Source organism: Herbaspirillum sp. Her4 (assembly GCF_057961335.1).
The window spans coordinates 3,655,239-3,681,307 of record NZ_CM176330.1; the positions used below are offsets into that span (position 1 = coordinate 3,655,239).

At 63.5% G+C, this 26,069-nt stretch carries 22 protein-coding genes and 1 pseudogene; 11 read left to right on the forward strand and 12 right to left on the reverse strand.

Annotated elements, in window-relative coordinates; genetic code table 11:
- Positions 1-129: 129 nt before the first annotated feature.
- The 3 genes from ACWFUC_RS16545 to ACWFUC_RS16555 form a co-directional block, all read right to left on the reverse strand.
- Complete coding sequence (locus ACWFUC_RS16545) at positions 130-1,437, reverse strand: MFS transporter (protein ID WP_489625439.1); 1,308 nt, start codon at positions 1,435-1,437, stop codon at positions 130-132.
- A 148-nt stretch (positions 1,438-1,585) separates the two neighbouring features.
- Positions 1,586-2,344, reverse strand: coding sequence for an SDR family oxidoreductase (locus tag ACWFUC_RS16550; protein WP_121040112.1), 759 nt, complete (start codon positions 2,342-2,344; stop codon positions 1,586-1,588).
- A gap of 44 nt (positions 2,345-2,388) precedes the next feature.
- The gene (locus ACWFUC_RS16555) at positions 2,389-3,822 is read right to left on the reverse strand and encodes an aldehyde dehydrogenase family protein (protein ID WP_489625440.1); all 1,434 of its coding nucleotides are present in this window, start codon (positions 3,820-3,822) and stop codon (positions 2,389-2,391) included.
- 311 nt (positions 3,823-4,133) lie between these two features.
- Here ACWFUC_RS16555 and ACWFUC_RS16560 point away from each other — a divergent pair, with 311 nt between their 5' ends.
- The 3 genes from ACWFUC_RS16560 to ACWFUC_RS16570 all read left to right on the forward strand — a co-directional run bounded on the left by ACWFUC_RS16560 (position 4,134) and on the right by ACWFUC_RS16570 (position 7,341).
- Positions 4,134-4,910 (forward strand): FadR/GntR family transcriptional regulator, encoded by a 777-nt coding sequence (locus ACWFUC_RS16560; protein WP_489625441.1) that lies wholly within the window; start codon positions 4,134-4,136, stop codon positions 4,908-4,910.
- Between the two features lie 64 nt (positions 4,911-4,974).
- Positions 4,975-5,916: a LysR substrate-binding domain-containing protein gene (locus ACWFUC_RS16565; RefSeq protein ID WP_121040118.1), complete on the forward strand. Its 942-nt coding sequence runs from the start codon at positions 4,975-4,977 to the stop codon at positions 5,914-5,916.
- 243 nt (positions 5,917-6,159) lie between these two features.
- A complete protein-coding gene (locus tag ACWFUC_RS16570; protein WP_489625442.1) occupies positions 6,160-7,341 on the forward strand; it encodes a GGDEF domain-containing protein in 1,182 nt (393 codons plus the stop codon).
- Positions 7,342-7,367: 26 nt separating this feature from the next.
- Here ACWFUC_RS16570 and ACWFUC_RS16575 read toward each other — a convergent pair whose 3' ends face one another.
- From ACWFUC_RS16575 to imuA, 3 genes are read right to left on the reverse strand one after another with little or no spacing between them, the layout of a single operon-like run.
- Positions 7,368-10,604, reverse strand: a complete 3,237-nt coding sequence (locus tag ACWFUC_RS16575; RefSeq protein ID WP_489625443.1) for an error-prone DNA polymerase — start codon at positions 10,602-10,604, stop codon at positions 7,368-7,370.
- A 9-nt stretch (positions 10,605-10,613) separates the two neighbouring features.
- The gene (locus ACWFUC_RS16580) at positions 10,614-12,098 is read right to left on the reverse strand and encodes a Y-family DNA polymerase (RefSeq protein WP_489625444.1); all 1,485 of its coding nucleotides are present in this window, start codon (positions 12,096-12,098) and stop codon (positions 10,614-10,616) included.
- Positions 12,025-12,774 carry a translesion DNA synthesis-associated protein ImuA gene (gene imuA / locus ACWFUC_RS16585; protein WP_489625445.1) on the reverse strand — a complete coding sequence of 250 codons (750 nt, stop codon included), beginning with the start codon at positions 12,772-12,774 and terminating at the stop codon, positions 12,025-12,027. The genes ACWFUC_RS16580 and imuA overlap by 74 nt, the downstream gene beginning before the upstream one ends.
- Before the next feature lie 383 nt (positions 12,775-13,157).
- Between imuA and ACWFUC_RS16590 the strand changes: the two genes are divergently transcribed.
- Entirely contained in the window at positions 13,158-13,496 is a 339-nt protein-coding gene (locus ACWFUC_RS16590) for a KGG domain-containing protein (protein WP_034336800.1), read from the forward strand.
- Positions 13,497-13,695: 199 nt separating this feature from the next.
- On the opposite strand, the gene ACWFUC_RS16595 is transcribed toward ACWFUC_RS16590, so the two are convergent.
- Positions 13,696-14,451 (reverse strand): YoaK family protein, encoded by a 756-nt coding sequence (locus ACWFUC_RS16595; RefSeq protein WP_034336803.1) that lies wholly within the window; start codon positions 14,449-14,451, stop codon positions 13,696-13,698.
- Positions 14,452-14,739: 288 nt separating this feature from the next.
- Between ACWFUC_RS16595 and ACWFUC_RS16600 the strand changes: the two genes are divergently transcribed.
- Complete coding sequence (locus ACWFUC_RS16600; protein ID WP_252696111.1) at positions 14,740-15,000, forward strand: hypothetical protein; 261 nt, start codon at positions 14,740-14,742, stop codon at positions 14,998-15,000.
- A 375-nt stretch (positions 15,001-15,375) separates the two neighbouring features.
- On the opposite strand, the gene ACWFUC_RS16605 is transcribed toward ACWFUC_RS16600, so the two are convergent.
- Positions 15,376-15,906 carry a CBS domain-containing protein gene (locus ACWFUC_RS16605; protein ID WP_034329987.1) on the reverse strand — a complete coding sequence of 177 codons (531 nt, stop codon included), beginning with the start codon at positions 15,904-15,906 and terminating at the stop codon, positions 15,376-15,378.
- A gap of 277 nt (positions 15,907-16,183) precedes the next feature.
- On the opposite strand from ACWFUC_RS16605, the gene ACWFUC_RS16610 reads away from it, so the two are divergent.
- The 3 genes from ACWFUC_RS16610 to ACWFUC_RS16620 all read left to right on the forward strand — a co-directional run bounded on the left by ACWFUC_RS16610 (position 16,184) and on the right by ACWFUC_RS16620 (position 17,573).
- Positions 16,184-16,456, forward strand: coding sequence for a SemiSWEET family transporter (locus tag ACWFUC_RS16610; protein WP_489625446.1), 273 nt, complete (start codon positions 16,184-16,186; stop codon positions 16,454-16,456).
- A 157-nt stretch (positions 16,457-16,613) separates the two neighbouring features.
- Positions 16,614-17,183 carry a DUF4142 domain-containing protein gene (locus ACWFUC_RS16615; RefSeq protein WP_121040376.1) on the forward strand — a complete coding sequence of 190 codons (570 nt, stop codon included), beginning with the start codon at positions 16,614-16,616 and terminating at the stop codon, positions 17,181-17,183.
- A gap of 141 nt (positions 17,184-17,324) precedes the next feature.
- Entirely contained in the window at positions 17,325-17,573 is a 249-nt protein-coding gene (locus ACWFUC_RS16620) for a hypothetical protein (protein ID WP_121040142.1), read from the forward strand.
- Between the two features lie 385 nt (positions 17,574-17,958).
- Here ACWFUC_RS16620 and ACWFUC_RS16625 read toward each other — a convergent pair.
- From ACWFUC_RS16625 to ACWFUC_RS16640, 4 genes and pseudogenes are all read right to left on the reverse strand, one after another.
- A pseudogene (locus tag ACWFUC_RS16625) lies at positions 17,959-18,507 on the reverse strand (type 1 glutamine amidotransferase domain-containing protein); the annotation flags it as partial.
- A gap of 72 nt (positions 18,508-18,579) precedes the next feature.
- The gene (locus ACWFUC_RS16630; protein WP_121040144.1) at positions 18,580-18,798 is read right to left on the reverse strand and encodes a hypothetical protein; all 219 of its coding nucleotides are present in this window, start codon (positions 18,796-18,798) and stop codon (positions 18,580-18,582) included.
- A 147-nt stretch (positions 18,799-18,945) separates the two neighbouring features.
- Positions 18,946-19,203, reverse strand: a complete 258-nt coding sequence (locus ACWFUC_RS16635) for a hypothetical protein (RefSeq protein WP_489637214.1) — start codon at positions 19,201-19,203, stop codon at positions 18,946-18,948.
- Between the two features lie 3 nt (positions 19,204-19,206).
- Positions 19,207-20,901, reverse strand: a complete 1,695-nt coding sequence (locus ACWFUC_RS16640; RefSeq protein ID WP_489625448.1) for a thiamine pyrophosphate-binding protein — start codon at positions 20,899-20,901, stop codon at positions 19,207-19,209.
- Between the two features lie 229 nt (positions 20,902-21,130).
- Here ACWFUC_RS16640 and ku point away from each other — a divergent pair, with 229 nt between their 5' ends.
- The 3 genes from ku (at position 21,131) to ACWFUC_RS16655 (ending at position 25,992) form a co-directional block, all read left to right on the forward strand.
- Complete coding sequence (gene ku / locus ACWFUC_RS16645; protein ID WP_489625449.1) at positions 21,131-22,150, forward strand: non-homologous end joining protein Ku; 1,020 nt, start codon at positions 21,131-21,133, stop codon at positions 22,148-22,150.
- On the forward strand, positions 22,147-24,720 hold the full coding sequence (gene ligD / locus ACWFUC_RS16650; RefSeq protein ID WP_489625450.1) for a DNA ligase D: 2,574 nt from the start codon (positions 22,147-22,149) through the stop codon (positions 24,718-24,720). The genes ku and ligD overlap by 4 nt, the downstream gene beginning before the upstream one ends.
- A gap of 186 nt (positions 24,721-24,906) precedes the next feature.
- Positions 24,907-25,992: a nucleotide excision repair endonuclease gene (locus ACWFUC_RS16655; RefSeq protein WP_489625451.1), complete on the forward strand. Its 1,086-nt coding sequence runs from the start codon at positions 24,907-24,909 to the stop codon at positions 25,990-25,992.
- Positions 25,993-26,069 lie beyond the last annotated feature (77 nt).

The window sequence follows — 26,069 nt, forward strand, 5'->3', positions numbered from 1 at the left end:
TATTGGGGGCTAACTATAGCGCCCAAAACAGGCACTGTAAACTTGATGCGGGGAGCTGCATGAAGAAGTCCACCTGCCGGGAGGCAGGTGGAGGGCCGACCTGAATGCGAAGAGGATTGCCAGGCCGTCTTACTTGTTGACCAGCTTGGCCGGCAAGCTCAGCGTGAGCAGGCCGCCGATGACCAGCGAGGCCGCCAGCACGTACATGCCGGCATTGGTGCTCTGGGTGGTGTCCTTGAGCCAGCCGACCAGGAAGGGGCTGACGAAACCGGCCAGGTTGCCCAGCGAATTGATCAGCGCAATACCGGCGGCGGCGGCGGTGCCCGACAGGAAGGCCGTCGGCAGGCTCCAGAACAGCGGCAGGGTGGTCAGGATGCCGACGCTGGCCAGCGTCAGCGAGGCCATCGCCAGCGCCGTGTTGTGACCATACAGGGTGGACAGCAACAAACCGATGCAACCGACGAAGGCGGGAATGGCCACGTGCCAGCGGCGCTCGCGGCGGGCGTCGGCGCTGCGGCCGATCAACACCATGGCCGCAGCGGCGAAGGCGTAGGGGATGGCGGTGAGCAAGCCCACGTTCAGCGGATCGGAGACGCCGGTGGCCTTGATGATGGTCGGCAGCCAGAAGCTCACGCCATACAGGCCCATGACGAAGCAGAAGTAGATCAGCGCACCCAGCCAGACGCGGCCGTTGGCGAACATGGCACCCAGGGACAGGTGCTCCTTCTGGCTTTCTTCGTGGCTGATGTTGGTTTCCAGCAGGCGCTTTTCGTCTTCGGTGAGCCACTCGGCGTCACGGATGCGATCCTTCATATAGAGGATCACCAGGGCGCCCAGGATCAGCGAAGGAATGGCTTCCAGGATGAACATCCACTGCCAGCCGGTATGACCCCACACGCCCGGCATGGCGTGCATGATCCAGCCCGACAGCGGTCCGCCGATCACGCCCGAGAGCGCGATGCCGGTCATGAACAGCGCAGTGATCTTGCCGCGGCGTGCGGCCGGATACCAGTAGGTCAGATACAGGATCACGCCCGGGAAGAAGCCGGCCTCGGCCACCCCCAGCAGGAAGCGCATGATGTAGAACATTTCCGGCGTGGTGACATAGGCCATCGCACCCGAGATGATGCCCCAGGTGATCATGATGCGGGCGATCCAGAGGCGCGCGCCGACCTTGTGCAGGATCATGTTGCTGGGCACTTCGAAGACGAAGTAACCCAGGAAGAAGATGCCCGCGCCCAGGCCGTAGACGGTATCGCTGAATTTCAGGTCCTGCAGCATCTGCAGCTTGGCAAAGCCGACATTGACCCGGTCCAGGTAGGAAGCCACATAGCACAGGAACAGCAGCGGCAGCAGCCGCCAGGTGACCTTGCTGTAGGTCGCGTCTTCAAAGGATGCGCGCGCGCCGTCGGCCGCTGCGCCTGCGTGGTAGGTCATGTCTCGCTCCAGATGATGTTTGACGTATCGTTGTTGTGCGTCGCCGGTTCTTTGTGACCGCTTGACGGTGCCACGCATTGTAGAGGCGGTGAGGACATTGTCAAATCATTATCCTCACCGCTTGCATGAAGATTTTTACACCGCCGTCCTACACGCAACGCCCGCCATCGACTTCGATGCACACGCCGGTGACGAACTCTGCTTCATCGGAACCCAAGTAGAGGCAGGCATTGGCGATGTCTTCCGGAGTGGAGAACCGGCCCATGGGGATGGTGGCGACGAACTTCTTGCGGTTTTCCGGGGTGTCGGGCACGCCCATGAATTCCGACAGCAGGCCGGTGGCCGAGATGACCGGATTGACGCAGTTCACGCGGATCTTGTCCGGACCCAGTTCTGCCGCCATCGACTTGCTGGTGGTGATGACGGCGCCCTTGCTGCCGTTGTACCAGGTCAGGCCGGGACGCGGGCGGATGCCAGCGGTGGAGGCGATGTTGACGAAAGCACCGCCGCCGACCTGGCGGAAATAGGGCACGAAGGTCTTGGCCGAGAGGAAGATGCTCTTTACGTTGACTGCATAGACGCGGTCGAACTCGTCTTCTTCCACTTCCAGCATGGGGCGGTTGCGATGCGTGGTGCCGGCATTGTTGACGACGATGTCGAGCTTGCCGAAGTGCTCCAAGGCGCTGGCCAGCAACTGGTCCATGTCAGCGCGCTTGGAGACGTCGGCCTTGGCGAAGACCGCACGGCCGCCCGCCGCCTTGATCTCTTCGACTACCCGCAGGCCGCCGGTTTCGCCGATATCGGCCACCACGACGGAGGCGCCTTCACGGGCATAGGCCTTGGCGATGCCTTCACCGAAACCCGAACCGCCACCGGTGACGATGGCTACCTTGTCTTGCAAACGCATGATGTGTCTCCTTGAAAATTGTGTGTGTTGAATGAGGGGGGAGGTCAGCCGTGGCGGATGGCGATGGTCTTGAGGACCGTGAAGCCATAAAGGGCTTCGAAGCCCTTCTCGCGCCCGTGGCCGCTGGCCTTGACGCCGCCGAAGGGCAGTTCCACGCCGCCACCGGCGCCATAGTTGTTGATGAAGACCTGGCCGCTGCGAATGGCGCGCGCCAGCCGCAGCTGGCGGCCGCCGTCGCGGGTCCAGACGCTGGCCACCAGGCCGTAGTCGGTGCCATTGGCCAGGGCGATGGCCTCGGCTTCATCCTCGAACGACATGGCCGCCAGTACCGGACCGAACACTTCTTCCTGCGCCAGCCGATGCTGGGGCGGCACGTCGCGCAGCAGGGCCGGGGCCTGGTAGAAACCGCCGGACGGGGCGCCGGGCGCGATCTCGCCTTGCGCCACCAGGGCGATGCCGTCGCGCCGTGCATCCGAGAGGAAACCGGCCACACGTTCCTGCTGGGTCTTGCGGATCAGCGGACCACAGTCCAGGTCCATCTGCGAGGAGCCCACCTTGAGCTGAGAAAACAGCCCGGCAAGCCGCTCCAGCACCTGTTCGTAAGCGCCACGCTGGACCAGCAGGCGGCTGCCGGCCGAGCAGGTCTGGCCGGCGTTCTGCACGATGGCATTGACCACCACCGGCAGCAGGGCGTCCATGTCGGCATCCTCGAAGACCACCTGCGGCGACTTGCCGCCCAGTTCCAGGGTGACCGGGGTGTGATGCTCGGCGGCCGCGCGCACCACCAGCTTGCCCACATTGGGCGAGCCGGTGAAGGACACGTGGTCCACGTCAGGGTGCTTGACCAGCAGGTCGCCGGCCTCGTGGCCATAGCCGGTGACGATGTTGAGCGCACCCTCGGGGAAGCCCGCCTCGGCGGCCAGTTCGGCCACCCGGAGGATGGACAGGCAGGCATCCTCGGCCGGCTTGACCACGCAGGTATTGCCGGCAGCCAGGGCGCCGCCCACGCAGCGTCCGAAGATCTGCATCGGATAGTTCCACGGCACGATGTGGCCGGTCACGCCGTGCGGCTCGCGCAGGGTCAGTACCGTATAGCCGGCCTGGTAGGGAATGGTGTCGCCGTGCAGCTTGTCAGCGGCACCGGCGTAGAACTCGAAGTAGCGCACGATGGCCGCAGCATCGGCACGTGCCTGTTTCATGGGTTTGCCGCAGTCGCGTCCTTCCAGCTGAGCCAGTTCTTCCTGGTGATCCTGCAGCTTGTGGGCCAGCTTCATCAGCAGGCGGCTGCGCTCGGCGGCGGAAAGCTTGCCCCACGCACCTTCATACGCGCGGCGTGCTGCCTGCACGGCCTGGTCGATGTCGGCGGCATTGCCACGGGCGATGGCCTCGAAGGCCTGGCCATCGGAGGGATCGATGACGGGGATGCTTTCGCCGGAGGCGGGGGCAACCCAGCGATTGTCGATGAAGTGCTGTTTCATGGCGGTGCGGTCCTTGGAGGCAAATCACGAAAAGGAGCAGGACAGGGAAACAGCAAGAGGGCATGCCATGCAGGCGCGGGCCAGCGTCGGACGGTCAGTCCGAACGGGGCCGGGAAGGGGCTTGTCTCCTGGTGTCTTGTCGTGTGCTGCTGTTTTTTGTTGTGCCTGAATCTAAGCCTGTGCATCCAAGATGTCAAATATATTTACTACTTTGATGACTACTTGCATCGGATGGCTGGCGGTGAGACTGACAAATCCGCTACCATGCGCCCCATGCCGTTCCTGTCCTTTCCTGCCTAACTGGAGTGTCGATGCCCTCATCGAGCAAGTCCCCACGCCCCGGCGCTTCCGGTGACATCCTGAGCCTGGCCGCGGCTGGCCTGGGTCCGGTGCGGCCGGAACGCTTCGCTGAACGGGTATATGAAACCTTGTTCCATGTCATCGTTGAAGGCCGCATTGCCGTCGGCAGCAAACTGCCTTCCGAAAACGACCTGGCCACGCTGTTCGAGGTTTCGCGGCCGGTGGTGCGGCAGGCGCTGGATCGGCTGCGTGAAGATCAGCTGGTGGAGTCCCAGCGTGGCTCCGGGACCTATGTGAAGGAAAAGGCAGGATTGGCCCCGGCCCGTCCCGATGGCGAACCCGAGACCCGCATCGGCCACATCATGAACGGGCTGGAACTGCGGCTGGTGCTGGAGCCGGAATGCGCCTACATGGCCGCCCTGCGACGCAACAAGCAGGATCTGGAAAAGATGGATGCCTTGCTGCTCGGATTCGAGGAAGCCAACCGCGTGGGCGGCATCGCCCATCACTATGATTTCGGCTTCCATGAAGCCATCGCACAGGCCACCGGCAACCAGCGCTTCGTGCAGGTGATGAAGACGCTGGAATACGATGTCAGCCACGCCGTCAACATGCTGCGCCACCTGATGCAGATCCCGCCCTGGAAGCGCTCGCAGGATGCCATGGACGAACATCGCCAGATCTTCGAGCTGATCCGCCTGCAGGATGCCGAAGGCGCACGGCGCGCCATGCGTGGGCATATCGAGAATGCCCGCACGCGCATGTTCAACAGCCGGCCCGGCTTGTAAGGCTGCTTGTCATTCAGGCTGTCAATTTAGTTAACTACTTATCGTCCAGCAGGAAGCTCTTCGCATGGAATTACGCCAACTGCGCTACTTCGTGGCCATCGTCGATCACGGCTCGCTCTCACGCGCGGCGCGTGTGCTGCACATCGCCCAGCCGGCGCTGACCCAGCAGATCCGCCAGCTGGAGGACGAGATGGCGGCGCAATTGCTGCATCGCTCGGCCCAAGGGGTCATCGCTACCGATGCCGGCAAGGTCTTCTATGAGCACGCGCTGGCGATCTTGAAACAGGTGCAGGATGCCAAGCAGGCCGTGGCGCAGTCCACCGACAAACCCTCCGGCACGGTGGCGCTGGGCATTCCGCAGAGTGTCTCCAATGCGCTGGCCTTGCCGCTGCTCAATGCAGTGCGCTCGATCTACCCCGAGATCACCCTGCAACTGACCGAGGAATTGACCGGTAACCTCATCACCCAGTTGAAATCCGGCCGCATCAATCTGGCGGTGCTGTTTGACGATGGCCAGCTGTCGTCCTTCGCAGCCACGCCCATGATCGAGGAAGAGATGATGTACATCACCCGCGCCAAGTCGCGCTATGGGGTGAAAGGCCGCAAGGGCGTGCCGCTGGCCAAGGCCATCGAAGCCCCGCTGATCCTGCCGGGCCTGGCCCATGGGGTGCGCCCGCGCATCGAGAGCCTGGTGCGCGGCCAGGGCATGAGCCTGGATAACGTCATCGAGATCAACTCGGTGGCCATCCTCAAATCGGCCATCCTGGCCGATATCGGCGCCACCATCCTGCCGGTGGCGCCGCTGCTGGCCGACATCGAGCGCGGCGAGATGGTCGCCCATGCCATTGCCGGCGAACAGATCTCGCGCACCCTGGTGCTGTGCGCCTCGCGCAATATCCCGCTGACCACCGCGGCGGCTGCGGTGGAACGACTGGTGCTGGATGTGACCGATGCGCTGTGCCGTTCCGGCCAGTGGGGACATACCCGGCTGTTGGAACGTACATGAACCACGCTAATAAAGTGAATAAAATTGAACAAGCGCCGTCTTTTTGAGCTTAAAAGTTCAGATTTTTTGATGAATTGCTGAAAATCACTGCTGAGCTGGCGCCTTCGGTTACACTGGCGACGACCCTGGCCGTCCTCGAGCCCCAAGCCAACTGAGGATGCCGCCGATGCGCTGAGGGGCGCATCCTCCGCATCGCTTGCCGCGATGCCTTCTATACCTGCCCGCAAGGGCAAGCGAATCCGCATGAATCCTTTCACCGCCAGCATTGCGCTGGCCATCGTACAGTTTTGCAGTGGCGTGATCATGACCGGCCTGTTCATCAGCACGCCGTCAGAGCGCTTCACGCGGCTGTGGGCGCTCTCGGGCGTGTTCTCGGCACTGGGGATCTGCGTTACCGTTGCAGTGTATGCCGGGCTGGCTGGCAGCCTGCGGCCGCTCGGCTTGTTGCTGGGCAATACGCTGGTGTTTTCTTCCGGCATCGTTGCCTGGTGCGGACTGCGCAGCTTTTACCAGCGCCAGTCGGGCGACTGGCCTTGGATGCTGCTGATCGCCTACGCCGTCAGCTTTACCGCGCTGCTGATCGGCGGCGCCGATTTCACCCATCGTGCCTACCTCGCCGTGGGCGGCATGCAGGTGGTGTTCTGCCTGGTGCTGCTTGAATTCTTCAAGGGCTTGTCCGGGCCGCTGGTCGCGCGCTATCCACGCTGGACCTTTGGCCGCTGGATCGGCATCGTGGCCTTGTTGATCCTCAGCGCCACCCATGTGAGCCGGCTGCTGCTGTCGCTGTCGCATCCAGAACTGTTCATGCCCCCCGAGATGAGCAGTCTGGGTGTAGGCCTGATCTATCTGATTCCCATCAGCGGTACCTTGCTGCTGTCGGTCTCGTTGATGATGATCTACTTCGAACGGCTGCTGGCCGACAAGCAGCGGCTGGCGACCGAAGATGAACTGACCGGCACCCTCAACCGCCGCGAGCTGGTGCGCTGTGGCGAAGAGGCGCTGGCCCGGGCCGTGCAGGGCAGGCGGGTCCTGACGCTGGCCTTCATCGATGTGGATCACTTCAAAGACATCAACGACACCCACGGCCACCTGGTCGGGGATCGGGTGCTGGCTGACATCGGCGCCTTGCTGCGCGAGCACTGTTGCCAGGGCGGCATGGTGGGCCGTTACGGTGGCGAAGAATTCTGCGCGGTCTTCCCGGACTGGTCGGAAGCCCAGGCACGCCAGATTGCCCAGCATCTGCTGGAAACCGTACGCAACCACGATTTCGGTCATGGACAACCAGTCACCATCAGCGTCGGATTGGCCGTGCTGTCACCGGGCCAATCCAGCAGCTGGGATGCGCTGGTGCACGAAGCCGACCTGGCCCTGTACCGTGCCAAGAGCGAAGGGCGCAATGCTTTCCGGATGGCGCTGGCGGCTTGATCCGGACGCTGCCTTACAGGGCAGCTTCAGAAGAAATCCCGGCTGCGCGGCTGCAGCTCCCCCAGCAGATGGCTCCAGTCTTCCAGCCGTCCTGCCACCAGGTGGCGCACTTCTCCATGGCACTGCCAGCTGCCATACACCCCCAGCAAGCGCGCATTCAAGACCTCGCTGCGCTGCCGTTCCAGCACCGAAGGCCAGACGATCACGTTGGCCGAACCGGTCTCATCCTCCAGCGTCATGAAGATCACTCCCTTGGCCGTGCCCGGCCGCTGGCGCACAGTGACGATGCCGCAGCAGCAGGCGAACTGGCGGTTCTGCAAAGTGTTCAGGTCGGCCACGCTCATGAAGCGGCGCCGCTGCAAGGTCGGGCGCAAGAGCGCCAGCGGATGGCGGCGCAGCGTCAAATTCATGGCGCGGTAGTCGTCGACGATCTGGTCGCCTTCGCCGGGTGCTTCCAACTGGACCGCGTCATCACCGCGCGGTGCCGTGCGCAGCAGGTCACGGTCGGGCACTGCGCCCACCGCATGCCAGAGCGCAGCGCGCCGGTGTCCGGCCAGCTCGCGCAAGGCATCGGCCGCTGCCAGCGCTTGCAGGGCGTGGCGGTCCAGCCCGGCGCGCCGGGCCAGGTCATCGACATCGGCAAAGGGGCGTTCGGCCCCGGCCTGCTCGATACGCTGCGCCGCCTGTTCGGGCATGCCGCGCAGCAGGCTCATGCCCAGCCGCACGGCCGGACGCGCCTGCCCGGCGGGGTCCAGCTCCAGAATGGATTCCCAGCGGCTGCGCAAGACGTTCACCGGCAGGACCTTGACCCCATGCCGGCGTGCATCCTGGATCAATTGGGAGGGCGAGTAAAAGCCCATGGGCTGGCTGTTGAGCAGGCCGCACAAGAAGGCTTCCGGCTCGTGGCACTTGAGCCAGCTGCTGAAATAGGTCAGCAGGGCAAAGCTGGCGGCATGGCTTTCGGGGAAACCGTATTCGCCGAAGCCCTCGATCTGGTTGAAGATGCTCTCGGCGAATTCACGTGAATAGCCATTGTCGGTCATGCCCAGCACCAGCCGTTCATGGTGCGGTCCCATGCCGCCCTTGCGCTTCCAGGCGGCCATGGAGCGGCGCAGGTCATCGGCTTCGCTGGGGGAATACCCGGCAGCCTCGATGGCCACATCCATCACCTGCTCCTGGAAGATCGGGATGCCCAGGGTACGCTCCAGCACCTTCCTGATCTTGCCGCTCTTGCTGGTGTTGTCCGGATAGTCGAAGCTGCCGCCGCTGCGCACCAATTCCCGCCGCCGCAGGTAGGGGTGGACCATGCCGCCCTGGATCGGCCCCGGCCGCACGATGGCCACCTGCACCACCAGGTCGTACTGGGTGCGCGGCTGCATGCGCGGCAGCATGCTCATCTGGGCGCGGCTTTCGATCTGGAACACGCCGATGGTATCGGCCTTGCAGATCATGTCGAAAGTGGCCGGATCTTCACGCGGAATGTCGTACATCTGCATGACTTGGGGCAGGCCGCGCCGCAAACTCACCAGTTCCAGCGAGCGGCGCAGGGCGGTCAGCATGCCCAGCGCCAGGACGTCGACCTTGAGCAGCTTCAGTGACTCCAGGTCATCCTTGTCCCATTCGATGACGGAACGCTCTTCCATGGCCGCATTCTGGATCGGCACCAGCCGCGACAACTGCCCGCGCGCGATCACGAAGCCCCCGGTGTGCTGCGACAGATGGCGCGGGAAGCGCAGCAGCTTGCCGGTGATGCTGGCCCATAGGCCGATCTGCGGCAGTTCCGGGTCCAGCCCGGCTTCGGCAAAGCGGGCCAGCAATTCTTCCCGGCTGTCGAACCAGTGCTGCGACTTGGCCACCGTATCGACGATGGCCGCATCCACACCCAGTGCCTTGCCGACCTCGCGCAGGGCGCCACGCGGCCGGTAGCTGTGCACGGCGGCCGCCAGCGCGGCGCGGCGGCGGCCGTACTTGCGGTAGATGTGCTGGATCACTTCTTCGCGGCGCTGGTGCTCGAAGTCCACGTCGATGTCGGGCGGTTCCTCGCGCTTTTCGCTGATAAAGCGGGCAAACAGCAGCCGGGTGGAGGTGGGATCGACCTCGGTCACCCCCAGGCAGTAGCACACCGCCGAGTTGGCCGCCGAGCCGCGCCCCTGGCACAGGATGCCGCGTGAACGGGCGAACTTGACCAGGTCGTACACCGTCAGGAAATAAGCTTCATATTCCTTTTGGGCGATCAGGGACAATTCCATCTCGATCTGCGAGCGCACCTCGCCCGGTATCCCTTGCGGATAGCGTTTAAAGGCCCCGGCCAAGGTTTCCTGGCGCAGATAGTCGGCCGGGCTCATGCCCAGCGGCACCAGTTCGTCAGGATATTCATATCGCAGTTCAGCCAGGCTGAACTGGCAGCCGGCCGCCACCGCCAGGGTCTGGGCCAAGGTCGCCGGGCTGTGCACCAGCGACAGCCGCATGCGTGGCCGCAGGTGCTGTTCGGCATTGGGGGCCAGGGCCAGGCCGCATTCCTGCACCGGCTTGCCGACGCGGATGGCCGTGACCACATCCTGCAGGTATTTGCGCGAACGCTGGTGCATCTGCACATCGCCCACCGCCGCCAGCGGCAGGCCGTGCAGCCGTGCTGCGGCATCGATGGCAGCGCGGTGCAGGTCGTCCAGCGGACGGTACAGGCGCGTCATGCCGACCCATGAGCGGCCGGGGGCCAGCGGGGTGAACCAGCGCAATTGCGCATCCAGCGTTTCTTCATCGGCCGGGTAGTCCGGCACCAGGATCAGCTGGCAATCGGGCAGGGTGCGCAGGTGCGACAGGGCGGGCGGCGGCTGGCTCAGGTCTTCCGGCGACAGCAGGTAGCTGCCTTTCTCGGCACGGGTGCGCGCCAGCGTGATGAGTTCGCAGAGGTTGCCATAGCCTTCGCGGTTCCTGGCCAGCCCCACCAGGGTCATCTTCGCCAGGGGCTGGGCCGGATCTTCCTTCAAGGCCGTGAAACGGAAGCAACTGCCGATGAGCAGCTTGAAATCCTTGGCCTTGCCGCGATGGATCTGTTCCATCCAGGCGGCATGGGCGCGCACCACGCCGGCCATGGTGCATTCATCGGTGATGGCCAGGGCGCGATAGCCCAGTTCGATGGCACGATCCACCAGTTCCTGTGCATGCGAGGCGCCTTGCAGGAAACTGAAGTTGGTGCGGCAATATAGTTCGGCATAGTCGGGCAGGCCGGTCTGGGGGACGCCCAAGGGCAGGGAAGCTTGCATGCCGTGCTCCTAGCCGAACAGGCCGTGCAGGAACCACTGCGGCTCCTCGTCGGACCACTCGCCGCCGCGCCACTGGCGGAAGATCCAGTAATAGGCATGGCTGGCATCGCGCGCCGTGAAGTAGTCGCGCGTCAATGGCCGGCCTTCCCACCAGCCGGCTTCGATGCGTTCGGGCGGCGAAGTGAATTCCAGCGCACTGCGATAGAAGGGCTTGTGCTGCTGCATCCGCAAGGGCAAGGGTTCGGCCAGCAGCCACAGCGGACGCGGCGGCAATCGTGCCGCATCGGTGTTCAGGGCAGCCGGCAGGCTGGCGGGGCTCTGCATCACGCTGCACCAGCGGTTGGCGATCTCGGGCCGGTGATCGGCGCGCGGGGCGGCCTGCTGCACCTTGTCCGCGCCCAGACGCGCCACCAGCAGTTCCAGCAGGCGCTGATGATCCTCGGCACTGCCGCCGGGTTCGGGGAAGAGCATCTCGCTGGCCGCGTGCTGGCTTTCCAGTTCATCGGCGGCCAGCCCCAGGGCGATGGCGGGGGCGGGCAGGGAGGAACGGGCCAGTTTTTCCTTGACCAGGGTGTGCAGGTGGTCTTCCTGCCAGGCCGGGACCGACAGCGCTACCTGCAGCTCGGTCGGCGCCACTGCCTGCCGTCCGCGTTCATGTTCCAGCCACAGGCGCAGCTTCTTGATGGCCAGCTGGCGTGCCGTCAGCCAGCCGGCCAGCTGAGCCAGCAAGCCCTGGGCATAGGCGGCCAGGATGTCGGTGTGCTCGATGCGGTCCGGCAGCTCCACCCGGGCCTGGAAGGTTGGCGGTGCCACGATCCAGTCATGCACTTCGGGTGCGGCACCATAGGCGCGGTCCAGCATGCCTAGCAATTCCTTGCCGCAGCGGCGCTGCAAGCCGGCGCGGGGCAGGCGCTGCACCTGGCCCAGCTGCCGGCAGCCCAGCCCGTGCAGCCATTCCAGATGGGCACGGGCGGCGGTGAGCAGAACCACCGGGAGACGGTCCAGTCGGCGCTGCAGGGAATGGTGGCTCAGGGTGCGCACGTAGCCATAGCGTGCCAGCAGCCAGGCCCCGGTCGCCGTGACGGCACAGGACAGGGTGGCCGACAGTCCCAACCGGGCAATGGTCACCCGGATCTTGCGGCACAGGGCCCGGATGCCGCCGAACAGGCGCAGGCTGGCGCCCACTTCCAGCAGGATGCAGGCCTCTTCGGCCAGCGTGACCTGGGGCGTGTATTGCAGCAGGGCCAGGGCGGCTTGCTGCAAGGTGGTTTGCTCCCGCAGGATATCCCGCTCATTCAGATGCGCTTGCGGTGCCAGCAACTGCACGCCGCCACGCCGCATGCCTTCGTGCACGCCCAGCGCGCGCGCCGGTGCCGTCAGGGCGGATACGCGATCACGCTCGAAGACCACGGCCGCTGCCTCATCCAGCCAGTTCGGACGGAAGACTTCCAGCGGCAGCAGTGGCAGGTGTACGGCGATCCACAGGGGTGACATGGCGTTGCAAATTCGGTGAAGGCAGCAAAGGGAGAAACAGGCTTTGTTCGCGCAGCGGGCCGCGGCGCTTGAGAAAACCGATCTCCAGCCCGTCGCGCGCTGACTTGAGCGTCAGCCGCAGGGGTGCGGGGGAAGGCTCGCGCGCGCAGGACAGCGGCCGTAGCATGAAGAACAGCGTCTGACCGGCCTGCGCCGCCACATGCAGGCGTCGCAGCAGGTCATGATCGCCCTTGCGCAAGCGCGGCTGCCACATCAGCAGGGCCTGGCAACTGTCGGCCCGCAAGACCTGCTCGGCAGCCCAGCAGGCGTCGGCCGCATGATCGGCCTGCAACTGCAGCAGCCGTGATGCTTCCACCCCCATATGCGCCCAGCCGGGGGCATTGACCTGGTGTGGGGCCTGCAGCAGGGCGATCCGGCCAGCCTGCGGCGGGCGCCGGGCAGTGGCGGGCGCACGCGCCAGTACCGGGCGCAACAGGCGCAGCTCGCCCACGCCGTCCTGCGGCAGCAGCAGCTCGATGAGCACCCCGGGCGGCCAGCCGCGTTCGGGCAGCTCGGCATCCAGCGCCTCGAATCCGCTGGAGACACCGCGCGCACCACCGCGCGCCAGCTGGGAGGCCAGCCAGAGCGAGGGGTGGATGATTTCCGGACGAGGGACCGGAGAGCTGGATGTCAACATGGCAAGAAAACGAGGATGCGAAACAGCAATAAAGTGCGGGTAAAAGCAAAGACTGTATAAATATACAGTAATTGTTTTGAGGTGTGAAAAAAACTGCCTTTGGGCTTCCAATCACGTGCAATTTCCTGAAGGCAATGCCGAAGATTGCTGATCCATCAGCAATTGATACCGAAAATGGAAGCTCATCTTCAGTTTTTCCTACATGTCTGACAGCCATTGCTGACCTTGGCAGAAGAGCTCTTCCGATAGTGAGGATCGGTGAGGCTTTCTACACTGCAGATGTGGACAAAAGTTGGGTTGTCATTTGCATGCTCGCGCAGAGCAAGAGGGCGGCGAATGACAAATGTCTGCTCCATTCGATCATCCAAGACAAGGAGTCACACATGGCAAATTCACAAAATCCGGGGAACAGCAATCGCGGCTTCGCCGCCATGGATAGGGAGAAACAGCGCCAGATCGCCAGCATGGGAGGCAAGGCCGCCCACGCCAAGGGTGCCGCCCATGAGTTCACCTCCGCCGAAGCCCGGGAAGCCGGACGCAAGGGTGGTCTGAACAGCCATGGCCGCAAGAATGCCGCCGCGGCCGCCGCTGCTCAGAACGGCAATGGTGGCAATGGCGCCAGTGCATCGGCCCAGCCGCAAATGAACCAGAGCACGCCGCAAGAGGGCAATGGCGCCCAGCAGCCGCAGCAGTCGGACAGCAATCCCCAGCAGCAAGGCTGAGAAAGCGGCCCCAGCGGCTACCTCAGGCAGACTCAGCCGCCGTACCAGGACCCTGATCGCATCAGGCAGCCGTTCCAACGAAGGACCCTGCGCTCCACTGGCTTCAGGAACCGGGCGGTGCACCTAGTCGATAACAATAAAACGAAAGGCGCGTTGAGCGCCTTTTTTGTTGCCTGCAGCCCGCCTCCGATGGGAGGCTTCAATTGCGTGCCAGATCATCCATCATCGGCACCAGCGCCAGCAGGAACAATGCGGCTGCCAGCGGCATGGTCGCCAGGAAGCCCAGCGCCTTGAAGCCAAAAGCACCCGTCACGCCCCCCAGGAAGAACATCAGCAGCAAGGACGACAGCAGCATGAACTTGCGCCGCGCACCCGGCACGGGATCTTCCGTCACCGCCTCATGGGGCTGGCGGGGGGCCAGGGTCCAGTAGCACATCTTGCCGATCTCGATGCCGATGTCGGTGACCAGGCCCGTGACGTGGGTGGTACGGATCTCTGATCGCGAAATCTTGCTGATCATGGCATTTTGCAGACCCATCACGAAGCACAGCAAGGCCGCGGTCACCGGCACGAACAGCAGACGGTGATTTTCCAGATTGCTGCCGAGGATGCCAAAACACAGCAACAGCATGGCTTCCAGCATCAGCGGCATGGCGTATTCGCTGTGCAGGCCGCGCCGCCGCGCCCAATTGATCATCACCGCCGAACAGGCCGCTCCCAGCAGGAACGACAGCAAGGCACTGGCGCCGGCCACCAGCAGCAGGGTTTCCCCCAGCACCAGGTTGTCGGCCAGCGAGGAGACGATGCCCGACATGTGCGAGGTGTATTGGCCCACGGCCAGGAAACCGCCTGCATTGACGGCGCCGGCGATGAAGGCCAGCGAACGCCCCAGATGGCGGTTGGAGAGATCGGTGCGCGCCGGACTGGTCAGACGGCGCAGGTAATTGATGGGCATGACGGTTCCAGACAGAGAGGCAAGCACCCCAGGCGACAGCATCCCCCAGCCACCCCTGCGCAACGTCTGCCTCTCCTGTCCCCCCGGAGAGACTCATCTTCGCCGCTTCCTACGCAGAGTGCCGGTGGCTTCTTGCTGCCTTTGCCTTCAGTGTTTCTTATGCTGACAAGAATACTTCTTCCTGGCCCGGCGCGGGGAAAGAGGCTGCATTGCCTGACCTGCGTCAGTGGCGCGGGCCGCACAGGTTTCTTCCTGCCAGGTCTTTCACCTTGAACAGAGGAGCACACCATGAGCATTCCCATCGACATTCCCGGCGGTCACCATCTGGGCGAACTGAGCGGCCCCGTGGCCGATGCGCAAGGAGCACCGGTCATGCAGCCAGGCGTGCAGCAATCCGAGGAAGGCGGCTTTCGCGGCATCGTACTCATCGGCGCTTCCCCGCAAGCGCCGCAGGAGCCGGTCTCCACCCATGTCTGCCCGATGTTGCGCACGACCAGCGAACTGGCCTATGCCGATGCTCTGGCGTTTATCGCCGGACAGGGCAACTGAATCATTCGAACCATGCGAACCATGCGAACCATTCTTCAGGTGAAGAAACCAATGCGGATAAACATGAAGATAAAAAAGGCCGCCTGGGGAGGCGGCCTGAGGGGGAGGGATATAAGACGCCGGGGATCGGGGGAATCGCCGGAGAATTTCTGCTTATGAAAACGACTCGTGGGGATAAACCGATGGGGGATGGACTGTATTCATGACACGACGGAGGGGGACGTTCGTATCGGAATGTGGGGTCCTCGGTTTCGAGTTCGTTGAGATGCATAGTAGCGATGCAGCGCAAAAAAGAAGATCGGACAGTGTCCAATAAACGCGTAGGAAAACACCTACAGCGCGTCTCTTCAGATGCCCCGCAAAGCCGCGCCAGTACTAGTTGTGGCCGATATTGACCTCGTGCATGTCACTATTGCGCACTTCCGGCAATTCGAAGTCGCCAGAAGGCGACACTTCCTGTGCCGGACGCACCGGTGCAGCGGGCAAGGAAATCTCCGCCAGTGCGTTGCCCACGCCGCGATTCTGGGTCTTGGCGGCGACGTCGCCCAAGCTCACCATGCCGACCAGATTCTTCTGGCGGTCCATCACGGGCAGGCGGCGGATCTGGCGCTGCACCATATCGTCCAGCACATCATCTACAGGCTCATCTTCGTAGCACCACAGGACCTCGTGGCTCATTACCTCGGTCAGCGGCAGGCTCTCGGAAAGACGATTGCGGGCTACGGCGCGCAGGACGATGTCGCGGTCGGTGACCAGGCCGACCAGATTGTGCTGGGCATCGCAGACGGGCAGGGCGCCTACGTCGAGTGACTCCATCGCCTGGGCGGCACGGATGACGGAATCATCCGGGCTCAAGGTATGGGCACCGCGTGTCATGACGTCGGCAATGGTTCGGGTAGCGTGCATGTTGACCTCCTGAGTGGATGGAAATGGCTGTAAAGGGGGATCCCGACTTCCACTCCAGACTAGGGAAGTGACGCCGATGCCGCAATGCCACATGCGCCCTTTGTCGGGTCGGCCAATTCGCGCAGGCCCGTGCGAATGCGCCGACCTGCGTTGCAGGGCTGCCGGGGAAACTTCCTACACCGCCTCGCGGCGCTGGCCGACTGTGGCCGCTGCCGGCTTGGTCCACCATCGGCACACCATTCGCTTGCCGGGCCTTCACGGGCTCATATCGACCATCATGTCCGATCAAATCACCGACCTCATCGGCTGGGGCGCGACCCTCATCCTTCTGTTCACCATTTCCTCCCAAGTCTATGAACAGTGGCGCAGCCGCTCCACCCAGGGGGTCTCGCACTGGCTCTTTGCGGGCCAACTGGCGGCTTCTACCGGCTTCGTCGCCTACAGCGTCCTGCAAGGGGACTGGGTGTTCGTGGTCTCCAATGTGTTCCTGCTCTTCACCGCATTGCTGGGCCAGGTGCTGTATCTGCGCAATCGCCGCCGACAGCAGTGAGTCACGAGAGAGCCAGGCGCCATGCGGCTCATCGATTCTTACATCGGTCATTGGCGCTGTCTGATGCAAGCCGCCGCGCTTCCTGACTACAGTGAAAACATGGCAGCCCCGAATGGGGCAGAAGCTGATCCATCATCCACACGACAAGGAGCCTTTCATGCAACGTACGCAGAATATTCAATCCCGCCCGCACACCTGTGCCAGCCGCCGCCTGATCGGGGCCGGCGTCCTGATGATCGCCGGGGCCGCCTTTTCCTTCAATGCAGCGGCCGAGTCCGTGAACAGCAAGGACAAGAGCTTCATGACCAACGCCGCCGAAGCCGGCCACGCTGAAATCGAAGCCAGCAAGATCGCGCTCGAAAAGAGCAGCAACCAGGCCGTCAAGGATTACGCCCAGAAAATGATCGACCAGCACACCACGGTGGATGAGCAACTCAAGCAACTGGCCTCGAGCAAGGATGTCACGCTGCCTGCCGAACCGAGCATGGCCCAGCGCGCCAAGATCGCCATCCTGGAAAAGCTCAAGGGCAATACCTTCGACAAGCGCTATGCCAGCATGATTGGTGTCTCTGCACATGAAGATGCGGTCAAGCTGTTCCAGAAGTCGTCCAAGGAAGCCCAAGATCCGGATGTGAAGACTTTTGCCGCCAAGACGCTGCCGGGCCTGCAGGAACACCTGCAGATGGGCCGTGACCTGAAGAAAACCGTGGATGCCGCCAAGAAATAATCGTCATCCCTTCAGTCGATCAGCACTGCAAATGAAATAAACCTTCCCTTGCGGCGTTGATCGACTAAGCTGTAGTCAGCTTCACTCCCGCCCCCTGTCATGCCGTCCCCCCCTCACGCCCGTGTGCCCAGGAGACTTGCCATGAAACACTTCGCCCGCTCCGTCGAACAGCAGCAAGCCGGTCATTTCATGCCGCGTGTCACCAAGCTGGACAAGCACAAATACGTCGCCTACATCGATACCCGTATCGATGAACTCTGGCATATGGATTTGCTGGACCTCGGTGCGCAACCGGTGCGTATCTGCAAGAAACGTAAAGCGGCCGAGAAGGCTGCCCTGGCACTGCTCGCCGAAGCCATGCACAAGCATCAAGCGGAACAGAGGGGTTAGGCCGCCGATGGATGCCGGCCATTTGCCTGGCATCCTTGGTGGTGCCAATGCCGTCCGGCGTGGTCCGGGCGGCATGCTCGTTTTCAGGGCTGGCAGTTTTGGTCAATTCCTTCACGCAACAGGCGCGCGCTTCAGAGCCAACCCGTCGCCCGGCCATAAAAAATCGAGGGGCTAGCCCTCGATTTTCACTTTCCTTCATATCAGCCTGAAACCGTGCTTAACCATCGCTTTGCGCCGATTCGCCATGGGCGACCGCAAAGGCTTCGCTTTCATGGTTGGGCGGTGCGGCCGGGGCACTGCCTTTCTCCGACAATTGCGGTTTGGAGGAGCCGCCGGCAGAGATGGAGCCATCGCCTGCAGCGTCGGCGGGTTGCTGGCGCTGTTCACGGCGCTGCTGCTCATCCAGCAGTTTCATGAATTCATTGTTGAAGGCCGGGATATCGGCGGGTTTGCGCGAGGACACGAAGTTTTCGTCCCGCACCACTTCCTGGTCGACCCACTGGCCACCCGCATTCTTGAAGTCATCCTGCAAGCTGGGCCAGCTGGTCACGGTGCGCCCCTTGGCGATGCCCGCCGAGATCAGCAGCCAGCCGCCATGGCAGATGGAGGCAATGGGTTTTTCCGCATCATTGGCGGCGCGCACGAAATTGCGGGCTTCGGGCAGCAGGCGCATGGCGTCGCCATTGACCACGCCACCCGGCAGCAGCACGGCCGAATAATCAGCCGGATTGGCGCTATCCAGGCTGCCATCGACACTGACCACTTCGCCCTTGTCCACGTGCTTGAAGCCCTGCACGCTGTCGCTCTTGTCGGAGAGGATGTGGACCGTCGCGCCGGCGGCTTCCAGCGCCTTTTTCGGTTCCAGCAGTTCGGCCTGCTCGAAGCCATCGGTCACCAGCACGGCGACCTTCAATTGGTTGTAGCGATTGCTCATCATGGTTCTCCCTTCATCAAATAAAAAAGCGGCCGGCATGCACCGGCCGCCCAGGAATCGGGCGCAACTGGATCAGTTGGCCTTGGGGGTGTTTTCCTTGACGCGGTGGCTGTTCTGGTGGTCGTCCTTGGCCTTGTCCATCTCGGGCGCCTTTTCGATGCGCGTGATGTTGGAGGTGGACACCGGATCGCTGCCGGGGAAGCTCATCTCATTGGCCTCATCCAGCGTTACTTCGGACGGCGTGTCGTACTGGTTGGGACGATGGTCCTTGCCGGTTTTGCTTTCGCTCATGCTGTTCTCCTTCTGGTCTGATGGAATGTGCTGGCAAGCGGTGCAGCCTGTGAGATGAAGCTTACTGCGCCTGCCGCTGCCCCCCTATAAGCGGGAGGCGCAACCGCACGTAAGAATGCGCGAGGAAGATTTCTCCCCGCGCAGATTTCACGGCCAGGGTGCTGGCGTCACGTCTTCAAACTGCGTTTGCTGCGCGCCGCTGGCGGGAATGCCGTCGGGTTTGCGGCCCGGGTGCAGCATGGTGCCGGTGAGCAGATCCAGTTCACGTTCGGCCGCAATGAACGCGCTGTCGTCCAGCGGCTGTTCCGCCACGGGCCAGTGCTCGATGGCCCAGCGCTTGTATTCCTCGAAACGCAGGCGCAGCTGCTTGGCGTACTCTTCTCGTTGCTGTTCGATGGCATCCATGGTTCATCCTCCTTGCATGGCAATCAGGCTTTCCTTGACCTTGGCCAGGCCGAATTTCCAGATCTGCTCCATCTTGATGTGCGGCATGACGGGCAGCTCCGACGGATCGATGAAAACATCCAGCACCGCCGGGCCAGGCGCGGCCAGCAGTTGCTGCAGGCTCTCCTGCAACTCCTCCGGGGCGCGCGCAGTGAAACCTTGGCCGCCACAGGCACGGGCGAAGGCGGCGAAGTCGGCATTGGGGAATTCCGAGCCCTCGAAGGCAGGCATGCCGGCTTCTTCCATCTCCAGATGCACCAGGCCCCATTCGCGATTGTTGAAGACGATCACCTTGACCGGCAGCTTGTGCTCCACGCTGGTCATGAACTCACCCAGCAGCATGGTGAAGCCGCCGTCACCCACGCCCACGATCACCTGGCGTTCGCGGTCCAGTGCCTGGATGCCATTGGCCTGGCCGAGCGAGGTGCCGACCGCGGCATTGTTGAACGAGGCCAGCAGGCGCTGCTGGCCGCGCTGGCGGATCCAGTTGCCGCACCACAGCGTGACCACGCCGGTATCGATCACGAAGCGCGCATCATCGTCGGCCAGGTCGCTCAGGGCCCGGGCCACGCTTTGCGGTTTGATCTTCTTGTGATGGCGCTTGATCTCGGCGGCGCTGTCCAGCTTGCTGTTCCAGCGTTCACGATCGGCATTGGCTTTCTGCAGGAAACTGCCATCGGTCTTGCCGTCGACCTTTTCCAGCAAGGCTTGCACGGCCGGTCCGACCGAGCCGGTAATGCCCAGCGTGACCGGGGCGCGGCGGCCGAGCACGAAACCGCGTTCGTCAATCTGGATGATCTTGGCTTTGGTCGGCAGGAATTCCGAATACGGATAATCCGAGCCCAGCATCAGCATCACCTCTGCACCATGCAGGGCATCAGTGCCTGGCGCGCCGCCGATGAGGCCGACTCCGCCGATCCAGTGCGGATGGTCGTAAGCCACCAGATCCTTGCCTCGGAAGGTATGCATGACCGGAGCCTGCAGCTTGCTGGCCAGGGCCAGCACCTGGTCGATGGAACCGCGGCAGCCATTGCCGGCGAAGATGGCCACCGAGCCGGCGGCATTGATCAGTTCAGCCGCAGCGGCGATATCGGCGGCGGGCGGCGCCAGTTCAGTTCGCTCACGCAGCGTATGAATGCTGGGGACGGTGCCGCTGACCTTGGCGCCGATGATGTCTGCAGGAATGTTCAGGTGCGCTACGCCGCGCTGTGCATAGGCCTGGGCGATGGCCTGGTGGAACACGGCGGCGGCCTGTTCCGGGCTCGTGATGACCTGGCTGTAGGCAGCCACATCGCGGAACAGCATGTCGGGTGAATTTTCCTGCAAATAGTCGGTGCCGCGCTTGGCTGCGGGCACACCGCCTGAAATGGCCAGCACCGGCGCGTGGTCCTTGCGGGCTTCGTAGAGCCCGGCCACCAGGTGGTTGGCACCGGGGCCGGTGGTGCCGCAGCACACGGCCAGGCGGCCGGTCAGTTTGGCCTGGCCGGCGGCGGCCAGGGCGGCACCTTCTTCGTGGCGTACACCGATCCATTCGATGCGCTTGTCACGGCGGATGGCGTCGGTCAGGGGATTCAAGGCATCACCGACGACGCCAAAGATCTGGCGCACGCCGATCTCGTAGAGCGTGTCGATGAGGATGTCTGCAACGGTAGCGGGCATGGCGGCTCCTGGGAGGGGGAGGGAATCGCTCAAGAGTAAGTCCGGCAGTGCCGGGCCTGTATCGGCATGTGCGGTAAATCCATGTAGGAGAAGACCGGGCGGGAGGCAGCAAGGCGCGCCATGGCGGGCGGGAGCGGCACATTCCTACGCGGGCTTCATCGGCAGTCCGACTGCGCGGCGGCGGGGGCGATTTGATAATCGGCGCATCAGCGAACTTGCGGAGGAAGCGATGCGACGCGCACTGTGGAAGGGAGCCATCAGCTTCGGGCTGATCAATATCCCGGTCGAACTCTATACCGCCGAAAAACACGATGAGCTGGATTTCACCCTGCTCGACAAGCGCGACCTGTCTCCGGTGGGCTACAAGCGCTACAACAAGAAATCCGGGCGCGAAGTCCCCTGGGAAAACATCATCAAGGGCTACCAGTACGAGGAGGGCAAGTTCGTCCTCATGTCCGATGAAGATTTGCGCCAGGCCAATGTGGAGGCCACCCAGAGCATCGACATCCAGAGCTTCGTGGAGCGTGAGCAAGTCCCCATCCTCTACTACGAGCAGCCATATTTCCTGGCCCCGGCCAAGGGTGGCGACAAGGCCTACGCCTTGTTGCGCGAAACCCTGCTGGCCAGCGACAAGATGGCCATTGCCCAGATTGTCATCCGTACCCGGCAGCATCTGGCCGCCCTGATTCCCCAAGGCGACATGCTGCAACTGATCACCTTGCGCTATCCCAGCGAATTGCGGGCACCGGATGACTTGCCGGTGCCGTCACGCAAATCGAAGAAATCCGCCGTGACCAAGCAGGAAGTCGAGATGGCGCGGGCGCTGGTGGATCACATGTCTTCCGATTGGGAGCCCGGCCAGTTCCACGATACCTATCGTGATGACGTGCTGGCGCTCATCAAGAAGAAGATCAAGAGCCGCCAGACGCATGCGGTGGCCGAACCCGATGAGGCCGCTGTGCCAGCCACGTCGGGCGCGAAGGTGGTGGACCTGATGGCCTTGCTCAAGAGCAGTCTGGATGGACGAGGCAAATCCAAGCCAGCCCCGAAAGACAAGGCAGACGAGAGCACTGCCAAGGTCCACAAGATGGCCGACCGCAAGCCTGCTGCCAAACGCCGCAGCGCGGCCAAGAGCGAGTCCCGAACGGCGGCCCGCAGCAAGGCATCGCCCCGTAGCAAGGCCGCCGCCAGCAAGAGTACGGCGCGCAGCACGCCTGCGCGCGCCAACGCCAGGAGGGCGCAGGCATGAGCCGGTCTTCTTCCGCACTGGCTCGTTACCATGCCAAGCGTGATTTCAGCGTCACGCCCGAGCCGTCCGGCCACGCTCAGGCTGTCCGGCGGCAGGGCAAGCAGGCCTCACCGGAGGGCTTGCAGTTCTTCATCCAGCGCCATCATGCACGTCGGCTGCATTACGACTTCCGGCTGGAACTCGATGGCGTACTCAAGAGCTGGGCCGTTCCCAAGGGGCCGAGTCTGGATCCGCATGACAAGCGGCTCGCCGTGCGGGTCGAAGACCACCCTTTTGATTACGGCACGTTTGAAGGCGATATCCCGGCCCACCAGTACGGAGCAGGCCACGTGGTGCTGTGGGATCGCGGCCAGTGGCAACCGCATGGCGATCCGCAGGCCGGGCTCAGGAAAGGCCATCTCAGCTTCCTGCTCACGGGTGAGAAACTGCAGGGCCGCTGGGCGCTGGTGCGCATGGGCAAGCCCGCCGAGGATGGCAAGGAGAATTGGCTGCTCATCAAGGAAGAAGATGACGCCGCCCGCACCGGTGCCGCCGCCGCCATCACCGACCTGCGCCCGGAAAGCGTGAAGGACCAGGGGGATACGCCCTCCGCCGGCAAGGCCATCGCGCCTTCACCCGTGCAATCCAGGAGTGACATGCCCGAACGCATGGATGCGCAGTTGGCCACGATCGCCGACACCGCACCCCAGGGCGAGGAATGGCTTTCCGAACTGAAGTTCGACGGTTATCGCGGCCTGTGCCGCATCGAGAGCGGCCGGGCTGCCATCCATACCCGGGAAGGATTGGACTGGAGCCATCGCTGGCCCATCCTGGTGGAGGCGCTGGCAAAGCTGCCGGTGGATCAGGCTTGGATCGACGGCGAGGTGGTGGCACTGGATGTCGACGGCCGTGTCAGTTTCGAGGCCCTGCAAAATCTGGTGCGCGGCGACCGCCAGCAGGCCAACGGCATCCGGCTGGCCCTGTACGCCTTCGACCTGCTGTACCTGAATGGCCATGACGTGCGCCAACTCCCGCTGCACCAGCGCAAGGAGCTGTTGCGCGACGTGATTCCGGGTGGCGATGAACAGGGCTTGCTGCTCTACAGCGAGCATATCGCCGGCCACGCAGATGAAGTATTTCGCCACGCGTGCCAGCACGGGATGGAAGGCATCGTGGTCAAGCGGGCCGATGCGCCCTATAGCGGGCGGCGCGACCGCAACTGGATCAAGGTCAAGTGCGAACATCGGCAGGAGTTCGTCATCGCGGGTTATACCGAGCCGGCCGGACAGCGCAGCGGCTTCGGGGCCATCCTGGTGGGTGTGCATGACGAGCAAGGACAACTGCAATATGCCGGCCGCGTGGGCACGGGCTTCGACGAACGCTTGCTGGGCAGCATGCTCAAGCAGTTCCGCCAGCGCGAACAGGACCAGCCTGCCTTCGTCAATCCGCCGACCGGGCAGCAGCGGCGTGGCGTGCACTGGCTGAAGCCGGAACTGGTGGCAGAGGTGAAATTCGCCCAGTGGACCAAGTCCGGCATCCTGCGTCACGGCAGCTTCGTAGCGCTGCGCGAGGACAAGGCACCGGAGGAGATCGTCAGGGAAACGCCGGGAATCGCCTCTGATGAGGTCCATCCCGAAAACGCGGAAGCGAAGCCGAAAGCGCCCGCCCGCCGCAGCGAACAAGACCTGTCCAGGCCCGTGACGGTGGAGGGCGTCAAACTGACGCATCCCGGCAAGATCCTGTTCCCCGATACCGGCCTGACCAAGCTGGAACTGGCGCGCTACTACCAGAGCGTCGCGCCCTGGATCCTGCCCGAACTCAAGCAGCGCCCGCTATCCCTGGTGCGCTGCCCGGACGGCCATGCCGGGAAGTGCTTCTTCCAGAAGCACACCGGCCAAGGTATGCCGGACGCCATCGAAAGCATTGAAGTGCCGGAAGGCGAGGGCAAGGCACGCTACATGATGGTCAACGACGTTGCCGGACTGGTCGCCACCGTCCAGATGGGTGTGCTGGAGCTGCACGCCTGGGGGGCCACCGGGCGGGCGCTGGACAAGCCGGACCGGGTGGTGTTCGACCTCGATCCGGCACCTGATGTGCCCTGGGCCACGGTGGTGGAGGGTGCGCAACTGGTACGGGGGCTGCTGGAGGAGCTTGGCCTGAGCTGTTTTTTGAAGACTTCCGGCGGCAAGGGCCTGCATGTCATGGTGCCAATTCGTCCGGAACACGACTGGGACCTGATCAAGGACTGGGCACACCGCCTGGCGGCGCACCTGGCGCGCCTGCTGCCGGATCGTTTCATCGCCCGCATGAGCAAGGCTGCCCGCACTGGCAAGATCTTCATCGACTACCTGCGCAATGCGCCCGGTGCCACTACGGTTGTGGCGTATTCGGTGCGCGCCCGCGACGGCGCGCCGGTGTCGGTGCCGATCACCTGGGAAGAGCTGGAGCAGGGCGTGCAGGCCGACCATTTTCGGGTCTCCACCATGCGGAAAAGGCTGGAAAGCCTGTCCCACAGCGACCCTTGGGCCGATTTCCACAAGTCACCGCAGCGCCTGACGCGCGCCATGCTCGATGCCTTCGATCCGGCCTGAGCCGACCGGCAAGCTCAACAAGGAGGTGATGTCCTACACGCGGTTCATCTTCCTGCCGACTGTGGATGACAAGGGCAAACTTCATAATCCACTTTAACTTGATGGACGCGGCTAGCCGGTCCGTTTGCAACCTGACAGAGCACGCCCCGCCGTGACATGAACAACAAGAAGGATTTGGCCAGCGCCATGAATACCATCAGCCACCGCACTTCGCTGACCCAGCTGTTTACCCGCCCCTTGCAAGCCGTGATGCCGGGCCTGATGCCTCAGGCTCCCGCCGCGCTGCATGTTGCCCAGCCGCGCAAGTTGCCGGCGGCGCTGGTGGACCGCCTGCTGGAACAGGAAGGGCAGCGCGGCCTGCGCCACGCGGGCTTGCCCCGCGCCACCTTCAATGCACCGCAGCCGGCGGCCCATCGCGCTGCCACGTTCAGCTATCCGCTGCATATCGACCGCGCCAGCATTGAAGCCTTGCCCGCAGCCTGCGGCGTCTACATTTTGCGTGGTGTGAACGATCAGGCTTTGTACGTGGGCCGCAGCGTGAACCTGCGCAGCCGCGTGCTGGCCCATTTGCACAATCATGAAGAACAATTCCTGATCGGCCAGACCCGCCGCATCGAATGCCGTCGCACCGCCGGTGAGCTGGGCGCTGCCCTGCTGGAAAGCAGCCTGCTGCGTGATCTGCGTCCGTCGCACAACAAGAAGCAGCGCACCAAGCGTGGACTGTTCACCTTGCGCCTGAACGAGGTCGGCCAGCCGCAGGTGGCCCAGGTTGAGGAACGTGAATTCAGCCGTGCCGAGAATCTGTTCGGCATCTATACCAGCGAGCGTGCGGCGCAGGAAGCCCTGCAAAAGATGGTCGAGCGCCATGGCCTGTGCTCCATTGCCACCGGTCTGGAGCAGGCCGATGGTGTCGGCATGGCCTGCTTCGGCCGCCAGATCCGCCGTTGCCGCGGTGCCTGCACCGGTGAAGAAACGCATGAACAGCACCAGCAGCGCCTGATGCAGGCGCTGGAAGACTTGCGCATCCTGCCTTGGCCTTACGCTGGCCCGATGGCCCTGGTAGAGCAGGGTGATGGCTGGCAGCAGGTGCATGTCATCGATCATTGGCGTTATCTGGGCTCGCTGGACCGGGACAACCGCCAACTGGCCAGCCGTCCGGCCGCCAGTCTCAAGGGTTTTGACCTGGACAGCTACAAGCTGATGATCCAGCCGTATCTGCTGGGCCAGTTGGAACTGCGTCCGCTGCCCGGGCTGCCGCTGGCGCAGGGCTGAATTCGCATTGACTTGGGCCGGTCTTCCCGGCCCTTGCTGTTTTTGCCGGACCTGAAGTCCGCATCACATTCCTCCCG